The 18,230-nt window shown below is 53.2% G+C and carries 14 protein-coding genes; 10 read left to right on the forward strand and 4 right to left on the reverse strand.

The window, feature by feature from the left end:
- Positions 1–2: 2 nt before the first annotated feature.
- Positions 3–887: a TraB/GumN family protein gene (locus ACYVAD_RS07145; protein ID WP_461138795.1), complete on the reverse strand. Its 885-nt coding sequence runs from the start codon at positions 885–887 to the stop codon at positions 3–5.
- Positions 888–960: 73 nt separating this feature from the next.
- Between ACYVAD_RS07145 and ACYVAD_RS07150 the strand changes: the two genes are divergently transcribed.
- On the forward strand, positions 961–1,977 hold the full coding sequence (locus tag ACYVAD_RS07150; RefSeq protein ID WP_461138796.1) for a bile acid:sodium symporter family protein: 1,017 nt from the start codon (positions 961–963) through the stop codon (positions 1,975–1,977).
- A 5-nt stretch (positions 1,978–1,982) separates the two neighbouring features.
- Here ACYVAD_RS07150 and ACYVAD_RS07155 read toward each other — a convergent pair whose 3' ends face one another.
- The gene (locus ACYVAD_RS07155; RefSeq protein ID WP_461138797.1) at positions 1,983–2,597 is read right to left on the reverse strand and encodes an outer membrane beta-barrel protein; all 615 of its coding nucleotides are present in this window, start codon (positions 2,595–2,597) and stop codon (positions 1,983–1,985) included.
- 205 nt (positions 2,598–2,802) lie between these two features.
- On the opposite strand from ACYVAD_RS07155, the gene ACYVAD_RS07160 reads away from it, so the two are divergent.
- From ACYVAD_RS07160 to ACYVAD_RS07185, 6 genes are all read left to right on the forward strand, one after another.
- Complete coding sequence (locus ACYVAD_RS07160; RefSeq protein ID WP_461138798.1) at positions 2,803–4,242, forward strand: amino acid permease; 1,440 nt, start codon at positions 2,803–2,805, stop codon at positions 4,240–4,242.
- 102 nt (positions 4,243–4,344) lie between these two features.
- A complete protein-coding gene (locus ACYVAD_RS07165) occupies positions 4,345–4,911 on the forward strand; it encodes an RNA polymerase sigma factor (protein WP_461138799.1) in 567 nt (188 codons plus the stop codon).
- A 106-nt stretch (positions 4,912–5,017) separates the two neighbouring features.
- Positions 5,018–6,100, forward strand: coding sequence for a FecR family protein (locus tag ACYVAD_RS07170; RefSeq protein WP_461138800.1), 1,083 nt, complete (start codon positions 5,018–5,020; stop codon positions 6,098–6,100).
- A gap of 275 nt (positions 6,101–6,375) precedes the next feature.
- Positions 6,376–9,690, forward strand: a complete 3,315-nt coding sequence (locus ACYVAD_RS07175; protein ID WP_461138801.1) for a SusC/RagA family TonB-linked outer membrane protein — start codon at positions 6,376–6,378, stop codon at positions 9,688–9,690.
- An 18-nt stretch (positions 9,691–9,708) separates the two neighbouring features.
- Positions 9,709–11,088 carry a RagB/SusD family nutrient uptake outer membrane protein gene (locus ACYVAD_RS07180; RefSeq protein ID WP_461138802.1) on the forward strand — a complete coding sequence of 460 codons (1,380 nt, stop codon included), beginning with the start codon at positions 9,709–9,711 and terminating at the stop codon, positions 11,086–11,088.
- Positions 11,089–11,181: 93 nt separating this feature from the next.
- Positions 11,182–12,306: a redoxin domain-containing protein gene (locus ACYVAD_RS07185; protein WP_461138803.1), complete on the forward strand. Its 1,125-nt coding sequence runs from the start codon at positions 11,182–11,184 to the stop codon at positions 12,304–12,306.
- Between the two features lie 88 nt (positions 12,307–12,394).
- On the opposite strand, the gene ACYVAD_RS07190 is transcribed toward ACYVAD_RS07185, so the two are convergent.
- Positions 12,395–13,486, reverse strand: a complete 1,092-nt coding sequence (locus tag ACYVAD_RS07190) for a DUF4932 domain-containing protein (RefSeq protein WP_461138804.1) — start codon at positions 13,484–13,486, stop codon at positions 12,395–12,397.
- A 225-nt stretch (positions 13,487–13,711) separates the two neighbouring features.
- Between ACYVAD_RS07190 and ACYVAD_RS07195 the strand changes: the two genes are divergently transcribed.
- Positions 13,712–14,731, forward strand: a complete 1,020-nt coding sequence (locus tag ACYVAD_RS07195; protein WP_461138805.1) for a sensor histidine kinase — start codon at positions 13,712–13,714, stop codon at positions 14,729–14,731.
- A gap of 3 nt (positions 14,732–14,734) precedes the next feature.
- A complete protein-coding gene (locus ACYVAD_RS07200; protein WP_461138806.1) occupies positions 14,735–15,475 on the forward strand; it encodes a LytR/AlgR family response regulator transcription factor in 741 nt (246 codons plus the stop codon).
- Positions 15,476–15,489: 14 nt separating this feature from the next.
- Here the strand turns inward: ACYVAD_RS07200 and ACYVAD_RS07205 are convergent, their stop codons facing one another.
- Positions 15,490–16,410, reverse strand: a complete 921-nt coding sequence (locus ACYVAD_RS07205; protein ID WP_461138978.1) for a DUF2279 domain-containing protein — start codon at positions 16,408–16,410, stop codon at positions 15,490–15,492.
- A gap of 259 nt (positions 16,411–16,669) precedes the next feature.
- Here ACYVAD_RS07205 and ACYVAD_RS07210 point away from each other — a divergent pair, with 259 nt between their 5' ends.
- Positions 16,670–18,190, forward strand: a complete 1,521-nt coding sequence (locus ACYVAD_RS07210) for a malate:quinone oxidoreductase (protein WP_461138807.1) — start codon at positions 16,670–16,672, stop codon at positions 18,188–18,190.
- Positions 18,191–18,230 lie beyond the last annotated feature (40 nt).

Raw genomic sequence — 18,230 nt, forward strand, 5'->3', positions numbered from 1 at the left:
TCCTAATGTACCGGCGTTATGGTATAGCCTTTTTTACGTAACAGCGTCAGGACGCCCTGCTCCCCGCCCAGGTGGCCGGCGCCAAAGGCGAAAAACGTTGGCTTGTTCTGAGCAGCTTTCTCAATAACCGGAATCCAGCGCAGGTTGCGGTCCCGCAGCAGGCTGTTTTCGTATTCGTTCATGCCCGCATCGAACTTGCTTTCTTTCATCGTCGCCGTTAACTTGGCGATATCATGAGTTTTGTAGACATTTAGAAACTGCGCAAATTCGGCCTTGGCCTCGTCTGGCTTTTTGGCCATATCAACCAGCCCTTTCAGTTGTTCTTCGAGCGGAATTTTGTCAAGAGCGGCCAGTTGCTCGTCAATCGTTTCCAGCCCAAGAACTTCTTTCTTGTCCTTCCCTGCCATCTGGGCAAATGTCATGTCGTAGGAGGCTGGCTGGCAGCTAAGCATGCTCATGTACATGAGCGATAACAGCCCGATGGGTTTCAGCCCCCCTACTTGCGCCAAGCCAATCTGAATATTTTTTTTGAGATAGTTGTCCAGCAAAGCGTAATCCTCGGCCGACAGTAAATCTTTTGTGGTTTTGCCCCCGGTCATGAACATCGATTTCTGCATCTGTGCCATCATAGCGGGGTCGTCGAGGTCCAGCTCCAGATACACCTGCTGGGCTCCCTGCATGGCCTTTTCGATGGCGGGGGTTATCTGTAAATCGTTGGGGCACAGCAGGTGAAACGTGCCATATAGATACGATGGCTGCGTTATACCCGGCCCCGTCAGCCGGTACAGCAGCGTAGTGTCCTGCCCCTGCGCCGTTACGTAGGAAGCAAGCAGAATGAGGACAGAAGCAATGTGTTTGCGTAAATGAGTAGTGATGTTAGTGCGCATACAGGTGGGTTAGTAGGTCAGAGGATATGGTCAGTCAATAAAACGAAAAAGGCCGTTACCCCGTTACGTCCTTATGGCAAAAACTTCGTTACCTGCTTTGCTGGCCCGCGTTGGCCTCGACTGGTTTATTCTGGCGCTGCTGGCGATGATCGGTCTAGCAAAGATCTGGCCGGAACCAGGTATCCAGGAGGGCTTTTTTAGCCTGTCGACGCTGGCTACGTACGGCGTTTCCTTTATTTTTTTCTTCTACGGTCTCCGGCTCGACTTCGGCCAGCTTAAGGCAGGCCTGCAGAATCACCGCCTTCATCTGCTCATTCACATAACGACGTTCATCTTGTTTCCGGCCATTGTGCTGGGCGCCCGCTCCCTGTTCATGACGCCGGATACGGCCCTACTCTGGCTCGGACTATTTTACGTAGCGGCCCTGCCTTCAACCGTGTCGTCGTCGGTTGTTATGGTGTCCATTGCCGGCGGGAATATCCCGGCAGCCATTTTTAACGCCAGTATTTCTAGTCTGATTGGCGTTTTTATTACGCCTTTGTGGATGAGTGTCGTTCTGACGGGCAGCAACAGTCAGTACGATCTGGCCGGTGTTATCATGAAGCTATCCATCCAGGTAATTGTACCGGTTATCCTGGGGTTGCTCTTGAATCGGAAGCTAGGCTGGTTTGCCGAACGCCACAAGACCCCATTACGCTATTTTGACCAGATTACGATTCTGTTGATTGTTTACACGTCCTTCTGCGAATCGTTCACCCGGAACCTGTTCGCAGGTTATTCGGTCAATGATCTGCTGGTGTTGGCGGCAATTCTGCTTGCTTTGTTCTTCCTGGTCTTTGGACTGATTACTTTTTTCAGCCGTTTACTTGGTTTCAGCCGGGAGGACCGAATTACCGCCTTGTTCTGCGGTTCCAAGAAATCGCTGGTGCAGGGCAGTGTGATGGCGAACGTACTGTTTCCACCAACCGTAGCGGGGGTAGCACTCCTGCCCATTATGATGTATCACGCGCTGCAACTCATCATCGCTAGTATCATCGCTCAAGCCATGGCCCGCCGATTACAGAAACCGACAGCTACTGCCCAGACGTAACAGGATTAGTACCCGAAAAAGAGCTGAAAACCTACGGTCAACGATAAAGATTTCCAGTTCGTGGTGTAGTCTTCAGGCTGGTTACTCAGATCAATGGCTTCACCCCGGTAGGATTGAATATTGTAGTTGAGCCCGGCATTCAACGCTACGTTATCCGTTATGAAGTAAGCCGCTCCTACCGTTGGGGCAATGGTGATGAGACTATTGTTCTGGGTTGTTTCGGAACTGACAGCACCCGGATAGGTCTGTTTCCTTATATCGTTCGTTCGGCTGTAGCCCAGAGCAATTCCCGCGTAAGGTTTTATCTCTCCATTGCCGAAAAAATAATTAACGAATGGCGATAGTCCATAGCTGATAGAGCGAGTTTCAACATTGCTACCCAGGTCGTATCTGCTCATTGATAGACTTAAAGGAATGCCTGTACCAACCAGCAGGTTATCAGCCACAAAGAAGCCCACCGATGGGGCTATGCTTGCGGAGAAATAACTGCTTGCGGAACGGGTCTGGTACGCAATATTCCCCACCTGCGCACCGACCATCCAGCGTCCCTGCTCGGTTTGCGCATTGACAACTGACGTTATGGTTCCGAGCAATAAGATGATTAAAACTGTTCTTTTCATTAACTCCAGATCGATTTAGTTGACCACTGATCAACAAAGGTAACTTTCTAATTAACCTTACTCACTTCAATAACCTGGCCAAAAACCTTCGCGGCCAGTCCGGCGATTACTGTAGCACCAGATAAACCCTTGGGCTATCTTCGCGTAAGTTTTACGGGTTGTTTGTCACCAGGAGTGTGGCAGACGATCAGGTTCGTTTATCCGTATGCGTATTAAATCACTAGACCTGCTGCGGCAGGAGGCTGCCCAGAGTGGCGAGAATACCCTGAAACGGTCGCTGGGTGCCTTCAATCTCGTCGCGATCGGCATTGGAGTGATCATTGGCGCTGGCTTATTTTCGCTCACCGGTATTGCGGCCGCCAACCATGCCGGGCCAGCCGTAACGCTCTCGTTTATTGTGGCTGCCGTTGGTTGTGCTTTCAGTGCACTCTGCTACGCCGAATTTGCGGCCCTCGTTCCGGTTTCGGGCAGCGCCTACACGTATGCGTACGCAACACTGGGCGAGTTATTTGCCTGGATCATCGGCTGGGATCTCGTGCTGGAGTATTCAGTGGGCGCGGCTACGGTGGCCATTAGCTGGTCGCAATATCTGAATCGTTTTCTCAGCTATTATGGTCTTCATCTCCCACCCCAGCTGACGCTGTCGCCCTTCGAAACGGCTACAGCAGCCGATGGCGCGATTGTATCAGGCTACATCAACCTGCCCGCTGTTTTGATTGTCGTGTCCATCACGGCCATTATCATTCGGGGCACGTCAGGCTCGGCCCTGTTCAACGCTATCGTCGTGATTCTCAAAGTACTGGTCGTGCTGGTCTTTATCGCCTTGGGCTGGCAATACATTGATCCGGCAAACTATCAACCCTACATTCCCGCTAATACCGGTACGTTCGGGGAGTTCGGCTGGAGTGGCGTTCTGCGGGGAGCGGGGGTTGTCTTTTTTGTATTTATCGGCTTCGACATCGTGGCGACCCTGGCACAGGAAGCCAAGCAACCACAACGTGACATGCCCATTGGTATTCTGGGCTCGCTGGTTGTCTGCACCGTTTTGTTTGTGCTGTTCGGCTACGTCATGACGGGCATGGCCAATTATACGGAGTTCAAAGACAGCGCGGCCCCGGTAGCAATCGCCATCGACAAAACACCCTACCGCTGGCTGGGACAACTCATTATCGGTGCCATTCTGATCGGCTACACGTCCGTGATTCTGGTTGATCTGCTGGGGCAGTCGCGGGTATTTTTCTCCATGAGCCGCGACGGCCTGCTACCCAGCGCTTTCTCCGAAGTGCATCCCCGTTTTCGTACGCCCTGGAAATCGAACATGCTGCTGTGCGTATTCATCGGCCTGTTTGCCGGGTTTGTTCCCATTCAGGTCGTCGGCGAAATGACCAGTATTGGTACGTTACTCGCGTTCGTAATGGTTTGCCTGGGCGTGCTGATCCTGCGCCGAACGCAGCCCGACGCACCCCGCTCCTTCCGAACACCCTGGGTACCCGTTGTTCCCATTCTGGGTATTCTTACCTGTCTGGTAATGATGCTGTCCCTGCCCGCCGATACGTGGTTGCGGCTGGTGATCTGGCTGGGCATCGGACTGGCTATTTATTTTACGTATGGCCGGAAAAAGAGCAAACTGAACGCTGTCGATTAGCTAGCCAATCGTTGTTCTAAATCACCAGTACGGGGGTATCGGTTGCGTTAGTAGCCTGCATTGGCTATCTTGCTGATTGGGTTAATTACCCCAGCCCACGGCATGCCTTTTTTTCGCAAACCTACTTCCACCGATGATACTACGCTCTGGCTCCGCCTGATCGATGGGGATGAACTGGCGCTGGATGGGTTGATGCGGTTATTCTTCAAAGAGTTATTCCATTACGGCACGAAGTTTTCCAACGACGATGATCTGATCAAAGATTGCATTCAGGATTTGTTTCTCGATCTATGGGAACGTCGACATACATTACGCACCGATGTGCTGGTGAAACCTTATTTGCTGGTGGCTATTCGTCGGCGCATTCATCGTGTCTGGCAGATGCAGCAGCTTCGGGCGGATCTGGCTACACAGCCTGATTTTGCGGCAGATTATACAATCGAAGAAAGCCTGATTCATTCGGAGCAGGCTCGTACCACAGCCCGGCAGATGCAGCACCTCCTGGACACGCTGCCTGCGCGCCAGAAGGAGGTGATCTACCTTAAATATTTTCAGGATCTCGACCGAGATCAGATCGCCGACACCATGCAGATTGCGCCACAATCGGTATCGAACCTGCTGCAGGAAGCTCTGCGCAAGCTACGGGGCCAATGGCCTTCGACTGAATAACGTCCAGCTTATTTTGCTTTTTTTCGTAAACTCAGAAAAAAAGTTTGCCGGAAGACAGTATCAATTATCCTTTCTCGGGTATCGCTAGTAACGAGCACGCAATTTTATGCAACCGTCCCCGAGCGACCCAAACCTATTTACACTGGAGGAACTGATCTGGCACGATCCGTTTCGGCAGTGGGTCCTTCGGCCCACTCCGGAACTGGCTGAACAGTGGCATACCTGGCTGGCTGAGCATCCTGATCAGGCCGACACCCTACTCCACGCCCGCGAAGTTGTGCTGGCGCTTCGGGTCAACGATCGGCCCCTTTCCGACGCCGATATTCAGCAGATTATTGCGGTCACGCGGCAGCATCTCGATCGCCCGGCAACCGTTGTCCGGTCGCTCCGGTCGCGCCTGACCTGGGTAGCAGCGGCCAGCGTAACACTGGTACTGATGTTAGGAGCAGGCTACTGGTGGCAATTAAGGCCACAATCGGTTGCCCATCAACTAATAACGCCAGCGGGACTGACTAGCAGCGGCTCGACCGCCCAAACCATCCGATTAGCGGATGGCAGTACGGTCCGGTTAACAGCCGGTAGTGAGTTACGTTACCCCGAACAGTTTACTGCGGACAAACGAGAAGTCTACTTGACGGGGACGGCCACCTTCGACATCGCACGTAACCCTGAGCAGCCGTTTCTGGTCCACGCCAACGGGTCAGTCACCCGGGTACTGGGAACGCGATTTACGGTACAGGCTCCCGAAGATAACAGCCGGGTAACTGTGAGCGTCTTGTCGGGCCGAGTATCGGTACTCCCCGAATCCGAGTGGGCACGGGCGCAACGCCAGGCTGCCTATCAGCCCCGTACGGTCGTCATCACGCCGAATCAGCAGGTCGTCTTTGAGCCCGCCCGCGAACAGATGCGAAAATCCATCGTCGCCGAGCCCATCATGCAGCATTCCGTTAGTATCGCCCGGTTCAACTTCGCGGAGACCCCAGTGGCGCAAGTATTTGATACCCTTGAAGAAGCCTATGGTATTCCTATCGTTTTCGACACTGACCAGATGCGGCAGTGCGTTGTGACAGCTCCCCTGGCTGATGAGCCCTTACTCGACAAACTAGACATTATCTGCGAGACAATCGGCGCGCGTTACGAGGTAATCGAAGCGCAGATTGTCATTACCGGAAAGGGCTGCGCCCAGTAGACACCACCCGTTTTCCTTCCGTGTCCCTTACGTCGACCGCTCACTCAAACCCCTTATTAACAAATAGATAACCAATCATAATCCATTAAAAAAACGGGTCGGGCGTGTTGCGACCACGACCAGCCCGGAACCTGGCTGCCATGCTTGTCACGATGTGCGACCATCGGAACATCCCTTACAGGGATGGCAGTCTTCGTATTGCCCTGTATCACCAAAACAACACGACCAAAAGTATGCAAAAAGCGCTACCCCGCCGATTACTTACCCATTCATTTATGCGATTAACCATTCTACCGGCCTTGTGTATTATCTGGCTCGCTAGCTCGGCGCTGGCCTACGATGGACTGGCTCAGACGCTGCTCGATCGAACCATTACGCTATCGGTGCAGAACCAACCGCTGCCCGACGCGCTTCGGGCCATCGAAAAAGCAACCGGCGCTACGTTTACCTACGTACCCTCGCTGGTCCAGCAACAGCGCGTCTCAGTCGACGCCCGCGACGAAAAGCTGAGCGGCCTGCTTGACCGTTTACTCAGACCGTTGCAGATCGACTACAGCCTGCGCCGGAACTATATCATCCTGAAAAAGAGCGCGGCCTCCCCCATTAATACCCGTCAGCCAACTAGCCGGACAGTCCAGACGGAGGTTACTGTTAGCGGACGCGTGACCGATGCCAATACTGGTGATGGGTTACCAGGCGTCAACATTATCGCGGGGGGGACGCCGATGGGAGCCGTAACCGACGAAATGGGTCGGTACCGAATGAGTGTTCCCGAAGGCGTTACGCTCAAGTTCAGTTTTATTGGCTACATCACCCAATCGATCGTGGTAGCCCGGGAAAGCGTAATCGACGTTGCTCTTCAACCATCGGACAATACGCTAAACGAAACCGTTGTCATCGGTTACGGTACCTCGACCCGCCGAAACCTGACCGGGTCGGTAGCCTCCGTGGGTAGCGATATCCTAGCCCAGCAACCCAATTCCAACCCGCTGCAATCGCTGGCAGGCCGGGCGGCCGGAGTCGTTGTGAACAGCCCCAGCGGAATTCCCGGCTCAACGGTCGATGTACAGATTCGGGGGATTAATTCGGTTACCAGTGGCCGGATTCCGCTGTATATCATCGATGGCGTACCGTTTACTGTTGGATCTCCGCAGCAAGGTGCATCGGCAAACCAGGCTCCCAACTCACTCAATCAGTTTGGCGTGTTTGGTGCAACTGGTGACGTTAACCAAAGCCCGCTGAACAGCATCAACCCCGCCGATATCGCTAGCATTGACATTCTGAAAGACGCCGACGCAACGGCAATCTACGGCTCGCGCGGGGCCAATGGCGTTGTACTGATTACTACCAAGAAAGGTAAGGCGGGTCGCACAACAGTCGACCTCAACGTGTACACGGGTGCTGGTAAGGTAACGCGAACAATGCCTATGCTTAATACACAACAGTACCTGCAACTACGGCGGCAGGCTTTCATCAACGATGGGGTTACGCCTACCGTCAGCAACGCACCAGACCTGCTTACCTGGGATACAACGGCCTACACTAATTGGCAGAAAGAACTGATCGGCGGTACAGCTCACGTAACCGAAGCACAGGCGTCGATTTCAGGGGGTAATGCAGGCACGCGCTTTTTACTAGGCGGCACCTTTCGCAAGGAAGGTACGGTATACCCAGGCAGCTTTGGGCAGCAGCGGGCCAGCGCGCACTTCAACCTTGATCATAACTCGACCAACGATCGGTTTCGGCTGACGTTTTCAGGCAACTATTCTTCGACTAAAACCAATCTGATCCCAACGGATTTAGCCTTGTCAATCAACTTACCCCCCAACTACCCGGCTTACAACGCCGACGGCTCGTTGTACTGGGGCGGGGGAATTACGAACCCGTATGCTTACACGCAGCGGCCTAATGACGGGACAACCAACAATCTGGTCAGCAATGCCGTGCTCCAATACCGTGTCATTCCAGGGCTGAATCTGAAAGCCAGTCTGGGTTACACACGCATCTCGCTTGATCAACTGGAAAAGGTATCAGCCGCGTCGCAGAACCCCAATTTCTCTCCCCGTGGCTACTCGTACTTCGCTAACAGCGCGACAGAAAACTACATCATTGAACCCCAGGCCGATTACAACGTAAAACTTGGCCCAGGCCGATTGCAGGCTCTGGTGGGCGGTACCTGGCAGAGCAATTTGAGTACATCACAGTGGTTAAGTGCCAGTAACTACACCAATGACGCCCTACTGGGGTCAATTGCTGCTGCGGGTACTATCACGGTCACCAACACCCGCTACGCGGAGTACAAGTACCAGTCGGTATTCGGACGGTTAAACTATAATCTGTCGGAGAAATACATTATCAATGGTACGTTTCGACGCGACGGTTCCAGCCGCTTTGGCCCTAACAATCGCTTCGGCAACTTTGGCGCCGTGGGTGTCGCCTGGTTGTTTGGGCAGGAATCGTTCGTAAAGAATGTAGTTCCCTTTCTGTCGTACGGTAAACTACGGGGCAGCTATGGGGTTACGGGCAACGATCAGATCGGCGATTACCAGTACCTGTCAACGTACAGTTCAACCTTCTACAGTTATCAGGGACAGCCGGGCCTGTACCCAACCAGTCTGGTTAACCCCAATTATAGCTGGGAGCGGGTCCGCAAACTCGAAGCGGCTGTCGAACTGGGCTTTATTGATGATCGGATTCTGCTGACGGCGGGCTACTATCAGAACCGCACCGGCAATCAGCTGGTCAATTATGTACTGCCCTCGCAGACCGGGTTTTCGGGCTATCCAACTAATTTTCCGGCGCTGGTTGAGAATAAAGGGCTGGAGTTAGAATTAAATACGACCAATATTCGCACGGCCACGCTCAACTGGACGACCTCGGCTAACCTGACGTTCGCGAAAAGTGCACTGGTCGACTTTCCTGGTCTCGAATCGTCATCGTATCGCAATCAGTACGTAATTGGTCAGCCGGTGCCTGTGGGGCGTGGCTATCGCTTTACGGGTATCAATCCGCAAACGGGACTCGCGACGGTACAGGATATTAATAATGACGGCGTCATCTCATTTGCCAATGACCGCGTCGCCATTATTAACAGTTTTCCCCGTCCGCTACCCACGGCCTACGGGGGTATCAATAACAGCTTACGCTACAAAGGCTGGGAGCTGAACATCTTCTTCCAGGCCGTTAAGCAACAAGCTAAAAGTTACCGCGCTACATACTCGTTTACAACCCCCGGTTCGCTCAACAACTTCGACGCGGGTGTAGCCGATTACTGGCGGGCCGACAATCCGAATGCCAGTGTTCCACGACCTACCCAGGGCTTCGGCGCAGCGTACACCGCTTACAGCAACTACGCCAACTCCGACGCGCTCGTGGTCGATGCATCGTTTATTCGGCTAAAAACGCTATCGCTCTCGTACACGTTGCCAACCGGCTGGATTGAGCGGGCAAAGCTGAAAACCTGCCGGGTCTACGTACAGGGTAATAACCTGCTGACCTTCACCAACTACAATGGGCTGGACCCCGAAACGGTCGGCACGGCCCTGCCCCCGCTCCGCCTGTTGACCGGTGGTATTCAACTCTCGTTCTAACCCAACCGTAGCACCTCCATGAAACGTAATACATTCATCCTGCCGGCCCTGATGGCCTTTCTGCTGAGCACGACAGCCTGTAAACAGTACGTCAACGTGGCCCCCTCACCGACGCTGGTTGCTGCCGATAAAGTGTACAGTGGCGATCAGGCTGCCACCTCGACGCTGCTGGGTGCCTACTCGCAGATGAACGTCAGTAATGCCGCCTTTCTGGGAAACGGACTCGTCACGATGATAGCCGGCATGTCGGCCGACGAGCTACTTTATTTTCAGTCGACAGACTTTCAACCCTTTGTGACCAATCAGTTGCTATCGAGTACGGCCCAGGTAGGTACGCTCTGGTCATCGGGGTACCAGTACATTTATTACGCTAACGCGGCCGTTGAAGGTTTGACTGCGTCAACGGCTTTGACACCTGCCGTCAAAGATCGGCTGCTGGGCGAAGCGAAAGTAATCCGGGCGTTCAATCTGTTCTACCTGACGAATCTTTACGGCGATGTACCTCTCGTTACGTCGACTAACTTTCAAACCAATGCAACACTGGGCCGCACCCCACAGGCTACGGTTTACCAGAACATCATCCGGGATCTGATCGAAGCTGAAGCGCAACTCCCTGCTACGTATGCGACAACGGGTGAAAAGACCCGCCCTAACAAGTGGACGGCTACCGCGCTGCTCGCCCGCGCTTATCTCTACACGCAGGACTGGACCAACGCCGAGGCTAAAGCCACCTCCCTTATCAGCAATGGCGGTTACACGTTGGTGGATGACCCCAATAGCGTGTTTCTGAAAAACAGCACTGAAGCCATCTGGCAACTGGCTCCTGTTTCGCCCAACAACAATACGTTCGTAGGCGCGCTGACCATTCCAGCTACTAACGGCGCACCACTCTACTACTTCACCGACGATGCGCCCAATGCCTTCGAAGCAACCGATAAGCGGCAGGCGGCCTGGGTAAGAAGCTATACTTATCAGGGCAAAACGTATAAGCACCCGTACAAATACAAGGTCAAAAGCAACGCTACTGTCACCGAATACCTGATGATGTTCCGACTGGCTGAACAGTACCTGATCCGGGCCGAAGCGCGGGCGCAGCAGGGTAACCTCACCGGCGCTATCGCCGATCTGAACGTGCTAAGAAACCGAGCCGGGCTGGCTGCATTATCCACAACGCTCGACAAAGCCACCCTGTTACTGGCTGTCGAGCAGGAACGGCGTATCGAGTTGATCGCCGAATGGGGCCACCGCTGGTTCGACCTAAAACGGACCAACCGGGCCAACGCTGTGCTGGGCGCAAAAAAGTCAACCTGGAAAGCCACGGCCGCGCTCTACCCCATTCCCCAGGGCGAAGGTCTCGCCAACCCTAACCTACAGCAGAATCCAGGCTATGTGTATTAACTAAACGCGTGAATGGGCGAAAGAATGAAAGAGCGACTGCTCTGAATATCATTTGCTCATTCACACTTCCACTCTTTCATTCTTTCGCTCTTTATGAAAACTCTCCTCCCCTTCTGCCTCCTGCTGGCCGTGTCGGCGCAGGCGCAAACTGCCAGAAAAACGTCGGCCGCCCCCAGTGATCAATACGTAATTAAAGGCCAAATCAATGGGCTGACTAATGAGTACGTCTATCTGTTCTACCCACAAGGGGACGAATACGTGGCCGATTCTGTCCGCGCCACGAATGGTTCCTTTACGTTCAAGGGCACGATACCCAACCCTGCTGTCTTCTCGGTGGCCCTAAGCAAACGAACGAGTCGACTGCCGATTTTCATGCAGCCCGGCACCGTAACTGTTAAGACCGACAAAGATTCGATCAGCAAAGGACAGATAACAGGTGCTCCGCTCGATTTACTTTACAAACAGCACCGCCGTGAGTTAGACGCGCAGGTAGGTGAGAAACTCCAGGCCATCGAGAAGAAATACTCGGCCATGAAAGCCAACCCGTCTGACAAATTACCCGACAGTCTGGCGAAACAACAAAGCCGCGAAGTTCAGGCCGCATTTGGTCGGGCAGATTCGCTGTCGCAGCAGTTTATCCGGCAGCATCCCACTTCCGTCGTAAGTGCCTATCTGGCACAGGCCTATTACGAAATGGAGCCGGAGAAACTGGAGAAAGTTTACGGCACACTGGCACCGCAGGGCCAGCAATCCTATTACGGTAAACGAATCAGAACCTTCCTCGACGAGCAGGCGAAAATCGGCCTCGGCCGCACCGCACCGGAGTTCAGCATGGCCGATACCACCGGCAAACCCGTTGCGCTATCGTCGTTGCGGGGCAAGTACGTACTGGTCGATTTCTGGGCCAGCTGGTGCGGTCCCTGCCGGAAAGAAAACCCCAACGTGGTGGCCGCTTACCAGAAATACCACGACAAAGGTTTCGAGATTCTAGGCGTTTCGCTTGATGACAAAAAGCGGCTCTGGGAAAAAGCCATCAACGCCGACAACCTAACCTGGTATCACGTATCGGACCTGAAAGGCTGGAAAAACGAAGCAGCTGGCCTTTATTCAATCAAAGCCGTCCCGACAAGTTTTCTCCTGGACAAAGACGGCAAGATCATCGCCAAAAATTTGCGGGGTGAGGCTTTGCACAAGAAACTGGCCGAGTTATTGAAATAATAAAAGATAGTCACGTAGAAGCCCCACCTGGTACCAGGTGGGGCTTCTACGTTTCTCATGCACTGGAATGCTACAAACTAGACAACTACTAATTGACCGGCTTCAGCGTTGCCCAGTTCCGCAAAAGGACCGGAAAGTATTCATCGAACGTAGCGTACTGGCGGGTATGGAGGTAGTCGTTCTGTAGCATACTGGCTAGTTTATCGGTATATACGTAGCCACTCTTCTCCTCCGACGCGAGCCGCTGTTTGGCAGCATCAGCCCCGACATATTCACGATGCAGGGCAAGCGAAATGGCGCGTACGATAGACTCATCCACAAAATGCGGCCAGTCATTAATGTTCTGCTGAGCGAGTCGGTCATTTTTGGGCATCAAATGATTGAGCGAATCAATCTGAGCCCGGTATCGCTGACGTAATTGACTGATATAGATGTGACTACCCTCGTGCCAGACCAGATCGTATATATTGGTTATGCCGGTATCGAAGGAAAGGTCTTTTTTTGCACTAGCCTGGCGGTCCCAGTACCCTTGCTGGTACACAATGTACTGGCTAAAGGCCGGAGCCAGTGTTTTGGTCATGATGGCGTGCGCGCCGTATGAGTTCATCGGGTCAAGGCAGATGTACCAGCGGCTGGTGGTCGGGTAGCGAAAAAAGCGTTCTAGTTTCTGCACCATCTGCAATGAATCGACCTGATGCCGGTAGGCCTTGCCCCAGCGATCATAGTCAGCCTGGTGCTGCCGATAGAACGCACTAAACTGACTCTTCTTAGCAAAATCGGCGCATAGTGTCAGGTAATCAGTCAGCTCCTGCCGGGAAAACGCTTTCAGCCAATAGGTCGAGTCAGGGACAGTAAACGTCGACGGTTTCATCGGATCGGCAAAACACCAGCCCAATTCTGGCAGATCAAAACCGGTAGAAACGTCAGAGTTGAATAGAAACAGTACCGCCGGGTGATTCCGGTAGGGAGCAAAATGGGTACGTACAGCCGTCAGATAAGGGGATGGCTGCGGGCCTTCGCGACCAGCCAGATACTGGATGATGGCCAGCAGTTCGACACCCGGATGCACCGTTACGGTTAATTTCTCACCGGCTTTTGCCCCAAAGGGCGATGGTTGAGAAGGAGATTGAGCCAGGGCTAGCTGGCTAACAAAAAGTACGAACAGGCACAATTTGTTCATGGTATTTCAGCAGGGTTGGTGAATAATTACCCAAAAATTGGTGTGCACCATGAGCCCTCAAACTGAGATTGACCAACGCCGTTTTTCTCTTGACAAAACCCCGATCCGGGAAATGGGCCGGTTTATCCAGGTTAGTAGTGCATTGGTGTAGCCTCATCCAGTGTTCGTCAAGTCAACCAGCAGTTGAGCAAGATATGTGGTATTTTGGGCCAAACCTACGCGTGTATGAAGCGGCAATACCTCGTCCTGATCCATCTTCTTTTCTGGAGTTTGCTGCTGCTCAGCGACGCAATACAGCACTACGAGCACAGTCGTTATCACCCTACCGTCGGCCGTACGTTGCTTATTTCGTCAATGTACATGCTCATCAACGCAACCGCCTTTTACGCAGGATACGCGCTGATTTATCGTTTCCTGATACGACCCTGGCCGTGGCCCGGCTGGCTGGCAATCATTAACGTGCCGACCACGCTTCTTCTGATCGTGACCATGCGTTACGTGGTTGAATTCGGCATTCTAAAACCCTTATTTCAATACGATAACTACGCCGTTAACCCAAATTTCACCTGGACCTGGTTCGTCCAAAACGCGGTGCTGTTTTACTGGAACTGGGCGCTCTACGGGGTCCTGTATGGCTTTGCCGAAAATTACGTCCAGCAACAACAGCGGGCCCGCGAGCAGATGAAAGCCGAGGTGTCGCTGCTGCGGGCGCAGGTTAATCCGCATTTTCTGTTCAACGTCCTCAACGACTTCTATGCCCTCTCTCTGACCCAGCCCGGCCGGATGCCCGACGCCCTGTTGAAACTGGCGGACCTATTACGCTATATGCTTTATAGCAGTCAGTCGGTAGCGGTGCCGCTGGCCGAGGAGATTTCGTACGTCAAAAGCTACATAGACCTGGAACAGCTCGGGCAGAGCGTCCGCGACAACGTACGGACATCATTTACTGGATCATTCGACAACCGACAGATTGCGCCCATGCTCCTGATTCCGTTTGTGGAGAACGCCTTTAAGCATGGCGATTTACACCAGGGTCAGGCCATTATCATTGATTTGACGGTCGATGATCGGCAGCTTATATTTCGGTGCTGTAACGCCAAACAAACGGGCCAGAAAGACAAAACCGGTGGTATTGGCCTGGCTAACATCCGGCGTCGGCTTGCGCTGGAATATCCTGACCGCCATTCCCTACGCATCAACGACACCGACGTCTTATTCGACATAGACCTCCACATAACGTTCTGAACCATGCCCAGTATTATCCAGCGCGACCCTGTTCGCTATGGCCCCATCCGGTGCGGAATCGTTGACGATAAACCGCTGGCCATCGATCTGATACGCGCCCACGCCGATCATATTTCGTACCTGCATGTTGTCTTTGCCACAACGAATCCCCTCGACGTACTACCGACGCTGGATGAAAATCCGGTCGATCTGCTTTTTCTTGATATTCAGATGCCTGGCCTGACGGGGCTACAATTGGCGAACCTGATTGGCACAAAAACACGGATCATTTTTACCACCGCCTACGCCGATTACGCACTCGATGGCTTTGAGCACAGCGCCATCGATTATCTACTGAAGCCCATTCCGTTCGAGCGGTTTTACAAAGCCGTCCAGAAAGCCCGTGAGGTTATTTGCCAACCTACACCATCTGGCATCAACGCACCCGAGCAAACGCGCGATTTTCTGTTTGTCCGAACCGAAGCACGGTTGGTTAAAGTTACGTTTAATGCCCTGTTGTACGTTGAAGCGATGCAGAATTACTGCGTACTGCACACCACTGACGTCCGGGTAATGACTCTACAAACGATGCGGCAAATGCAGGAACAACTGCCCGAGGAGCAGTTTGTCCGGGTGCATAAATCCTACATCGTCAACATTAGCAGCATCGACTCGGTCGAACGCAGCCGTATTTTTATCGGTAAAACCATTATTCCCGTCGGCGACAGTTACCGCGACGAATTTTACCGACGACTAACCGGATAACCTTCCCCTCCTGTCTATTCTTTCGGCAACAGGAACGGGTGGAACCGTACGCCCTGCTGCTTATTGTATTCCAGCGAGGGGGCTGGTATTTTAAAGAACTGCGCCGTCCCGATAAACCGCTGTAGCGATGGGCTGAACGTACCAACGCGCGACAGATCAGCGTCGGGGGAGATAAAGAACTGCCGGTATCGTTCGAACTTCACTTCGTTACCCTCTTTGTCGAACACCTTCGGGTTCTCGTGCCCGCCAATCATGCCGCTACCGCTGTAGCCCACATCCATATTTAACCAGCGCGGAAAGGCGGGACCAACCGGTAACACCGACGCCAAATTGACCGACAGCCAGTATTGCTGCCCGTTATAATCCTTCAGCATCTGCTGCCCCACCGAGTGCCCAAGCAGATTTGGACGATACTGAGGAAAAATCGTTTTTCGGAATCCGTACTTTAACGTAACAACCTGCTGACCAGCACCGTACTGCTGACCCACAAAAAGGGCAGTACCCGCTACATTCGCCACCATGTCGCCCCTTGAAAACCCCCACCCTTCCGAATGCCCGTCGAACACTTCGATGGTCGTCTGAAATAACAGGGCCAGCAAGCCACCCGTCAGCGTACTAGCCCCTTCGCTAACGCCACTCCAGCGCATCAGTTCATAGCCGCCCCGGCTCATGCAATAGGCCGTGGTCATATGGCCGATCTTGTCCATCTGTAACCACTCGCCGTTATCGTTGAAGCTGTGAAAGGGGACTTTCTTTTTGTACCACTGTTTTTTGAGTAGCAACAAAGTCAACGTGTAAAATGCAGCCGTTCCGGCTACAACCCCAATAAAACGTCCCTGCCGGATGCCCGCTGGTTCGGGGGTGGGAAGGACTGGATTTATAGACTGCGCCCAGACCGATTGACCAAGCAAACTAACGCAGCAAATCAGCCACATAGCCCGGCGCAGACGGCCGGAGAGGGGGCCTGTACGCAATTTTTTCATTCGCAGGAATGCTCTGTCCGGATCATGTTGTTCACAGTATTGAAAAAAATCGCGACAGCATCAGATCAGTAGCGTTACTTTTGCCAAAAGTAGGCTAAATCCACAAAAGCAATTGTATTGCCCTCAATTAACAGTAAGATTCCACCGCCAATCCGGAACAACAAGCCTGCTATTTTTGTACTACTTTAGATGTTTTTACCCGGCTATTTGAATGGCAAAGCGCGATAATTCCGAACAGAACGGCCCCGACGTAGTCTTAATCGGAGCTGGCATTATGAGTGCCACCCTGGGCGTGTTGCTGAAAGAACTGCAACCCGACCTGACCATTGATATTTACGAACGACTCGACAGCGCAGCCGCCGAAAGCTCCGACGCCTGGAACAACGCCGGGACCGGCCACTCGGCCTTCTGCGAATTGAACTATACCCCCGAACGTAAAGACGGAACGGTTGAGATTGTCAAGGCAATCAAGATCGCCGAGTCGTTTGAGGAATCGAAAGAATTCTGGGCCTACCTCGTGGAGAAAGGGTTTCTGAACGATGCGCCTAACTTTATCCGACCCATTCCGCACATGAGTTTTGTGTGGGGCAAAGATAACGTTGACTATCTCAGAAAGCGCTTCGAGGCACTCACCCAGAATTACCTTTTTCAGGGTATGGAGTATTCCGAAGACAAAGCGAAGCTGACCGAATGGATTCCGCTGGTAATGCACAATCGGGACCCGAACCAGCCGGTAGCTGCCACAAAAATGGACATCGGCACTGACGTTAACTTTGGTGCCCTTACCCGCGCGATGTTCCTTCGGCTGATGGAAATGTCGGGGATCAAGATGTACTTCAACCACGATGTCCGTAACCTGAGCCGGTCGAAAACGGGTGGCTGGTCGGTCAAGGTTGAAGATAATGCCAGCGGCCAGACACGTACCGTTGATACGAGCTTTGTCTTTATCGGCGCGGGCGGTGGTTCGTTGCGGCTGCTCGAGAAATCAAATATTCCTGAAAGCAAAGGCTACGGTGGTTTCCCCGTGAGTGGGCAGTGGCTCAAATGCACCAACCGCGATATCATTGAGCAACACCAGGCTAAGGTGTACGGTAAAGCATCGGTTGGCGCTCCTCCGATGTCGGTGCCCCACCTGGATACCCGGATGATCGACGGCAAACGCGAATTGCTGTTCGGACCGTATGCTGGTTTTTCGACTAAGTTTCTGAAAAGCGGTTCGTACATGGATTTGCCGGGTTCGATCCAACTCAGCAACATGTATCCGATGGTGATGGCTGGGGTGCGTAATATTCCGCTGACCCGTTACCTCATCGAACAGGTGATGCAGTCCCCGCAAGACCGGCTGAACGCGCTGAGAGAGTACTTCCCGGACGCCCAAATGGACGATTGGGAACTCGAAATGGCCGGCCAGCGGGTACAGGTCATCAAAAAAGACGAAAAAGCGGGTGGTGTGCTGGAGTTCGGTACCGAAGTCGTTAGTGCCGCCGATGGCAGCATTGCCGCCCTGCTAGGAGCCTCTCCGGGTGCGTCGACGGCCGTATCGATCATGCTCGACCTGCTGAAACGCTGCTACCCAGAGCAGGTGAAAACCGAAGCCTGGCAGACCAAGCTGAAAGAGATGGTTCCGTCCTATGGGCAATCACTCAGCAAGAACCCGGATCTGGGCAAACAGATCAGAAAGCATACCAGCGAGGTGTTAAATCTAAACGATACCAGCCAGATTCCGGCATAAACTGGCCCCCTGGTTAGGCGGTAACTCGTTGCTTATTATC

The sequence above is a fragment of the Spirosoma pomorum genome (genome assembly GCF_054776615.1).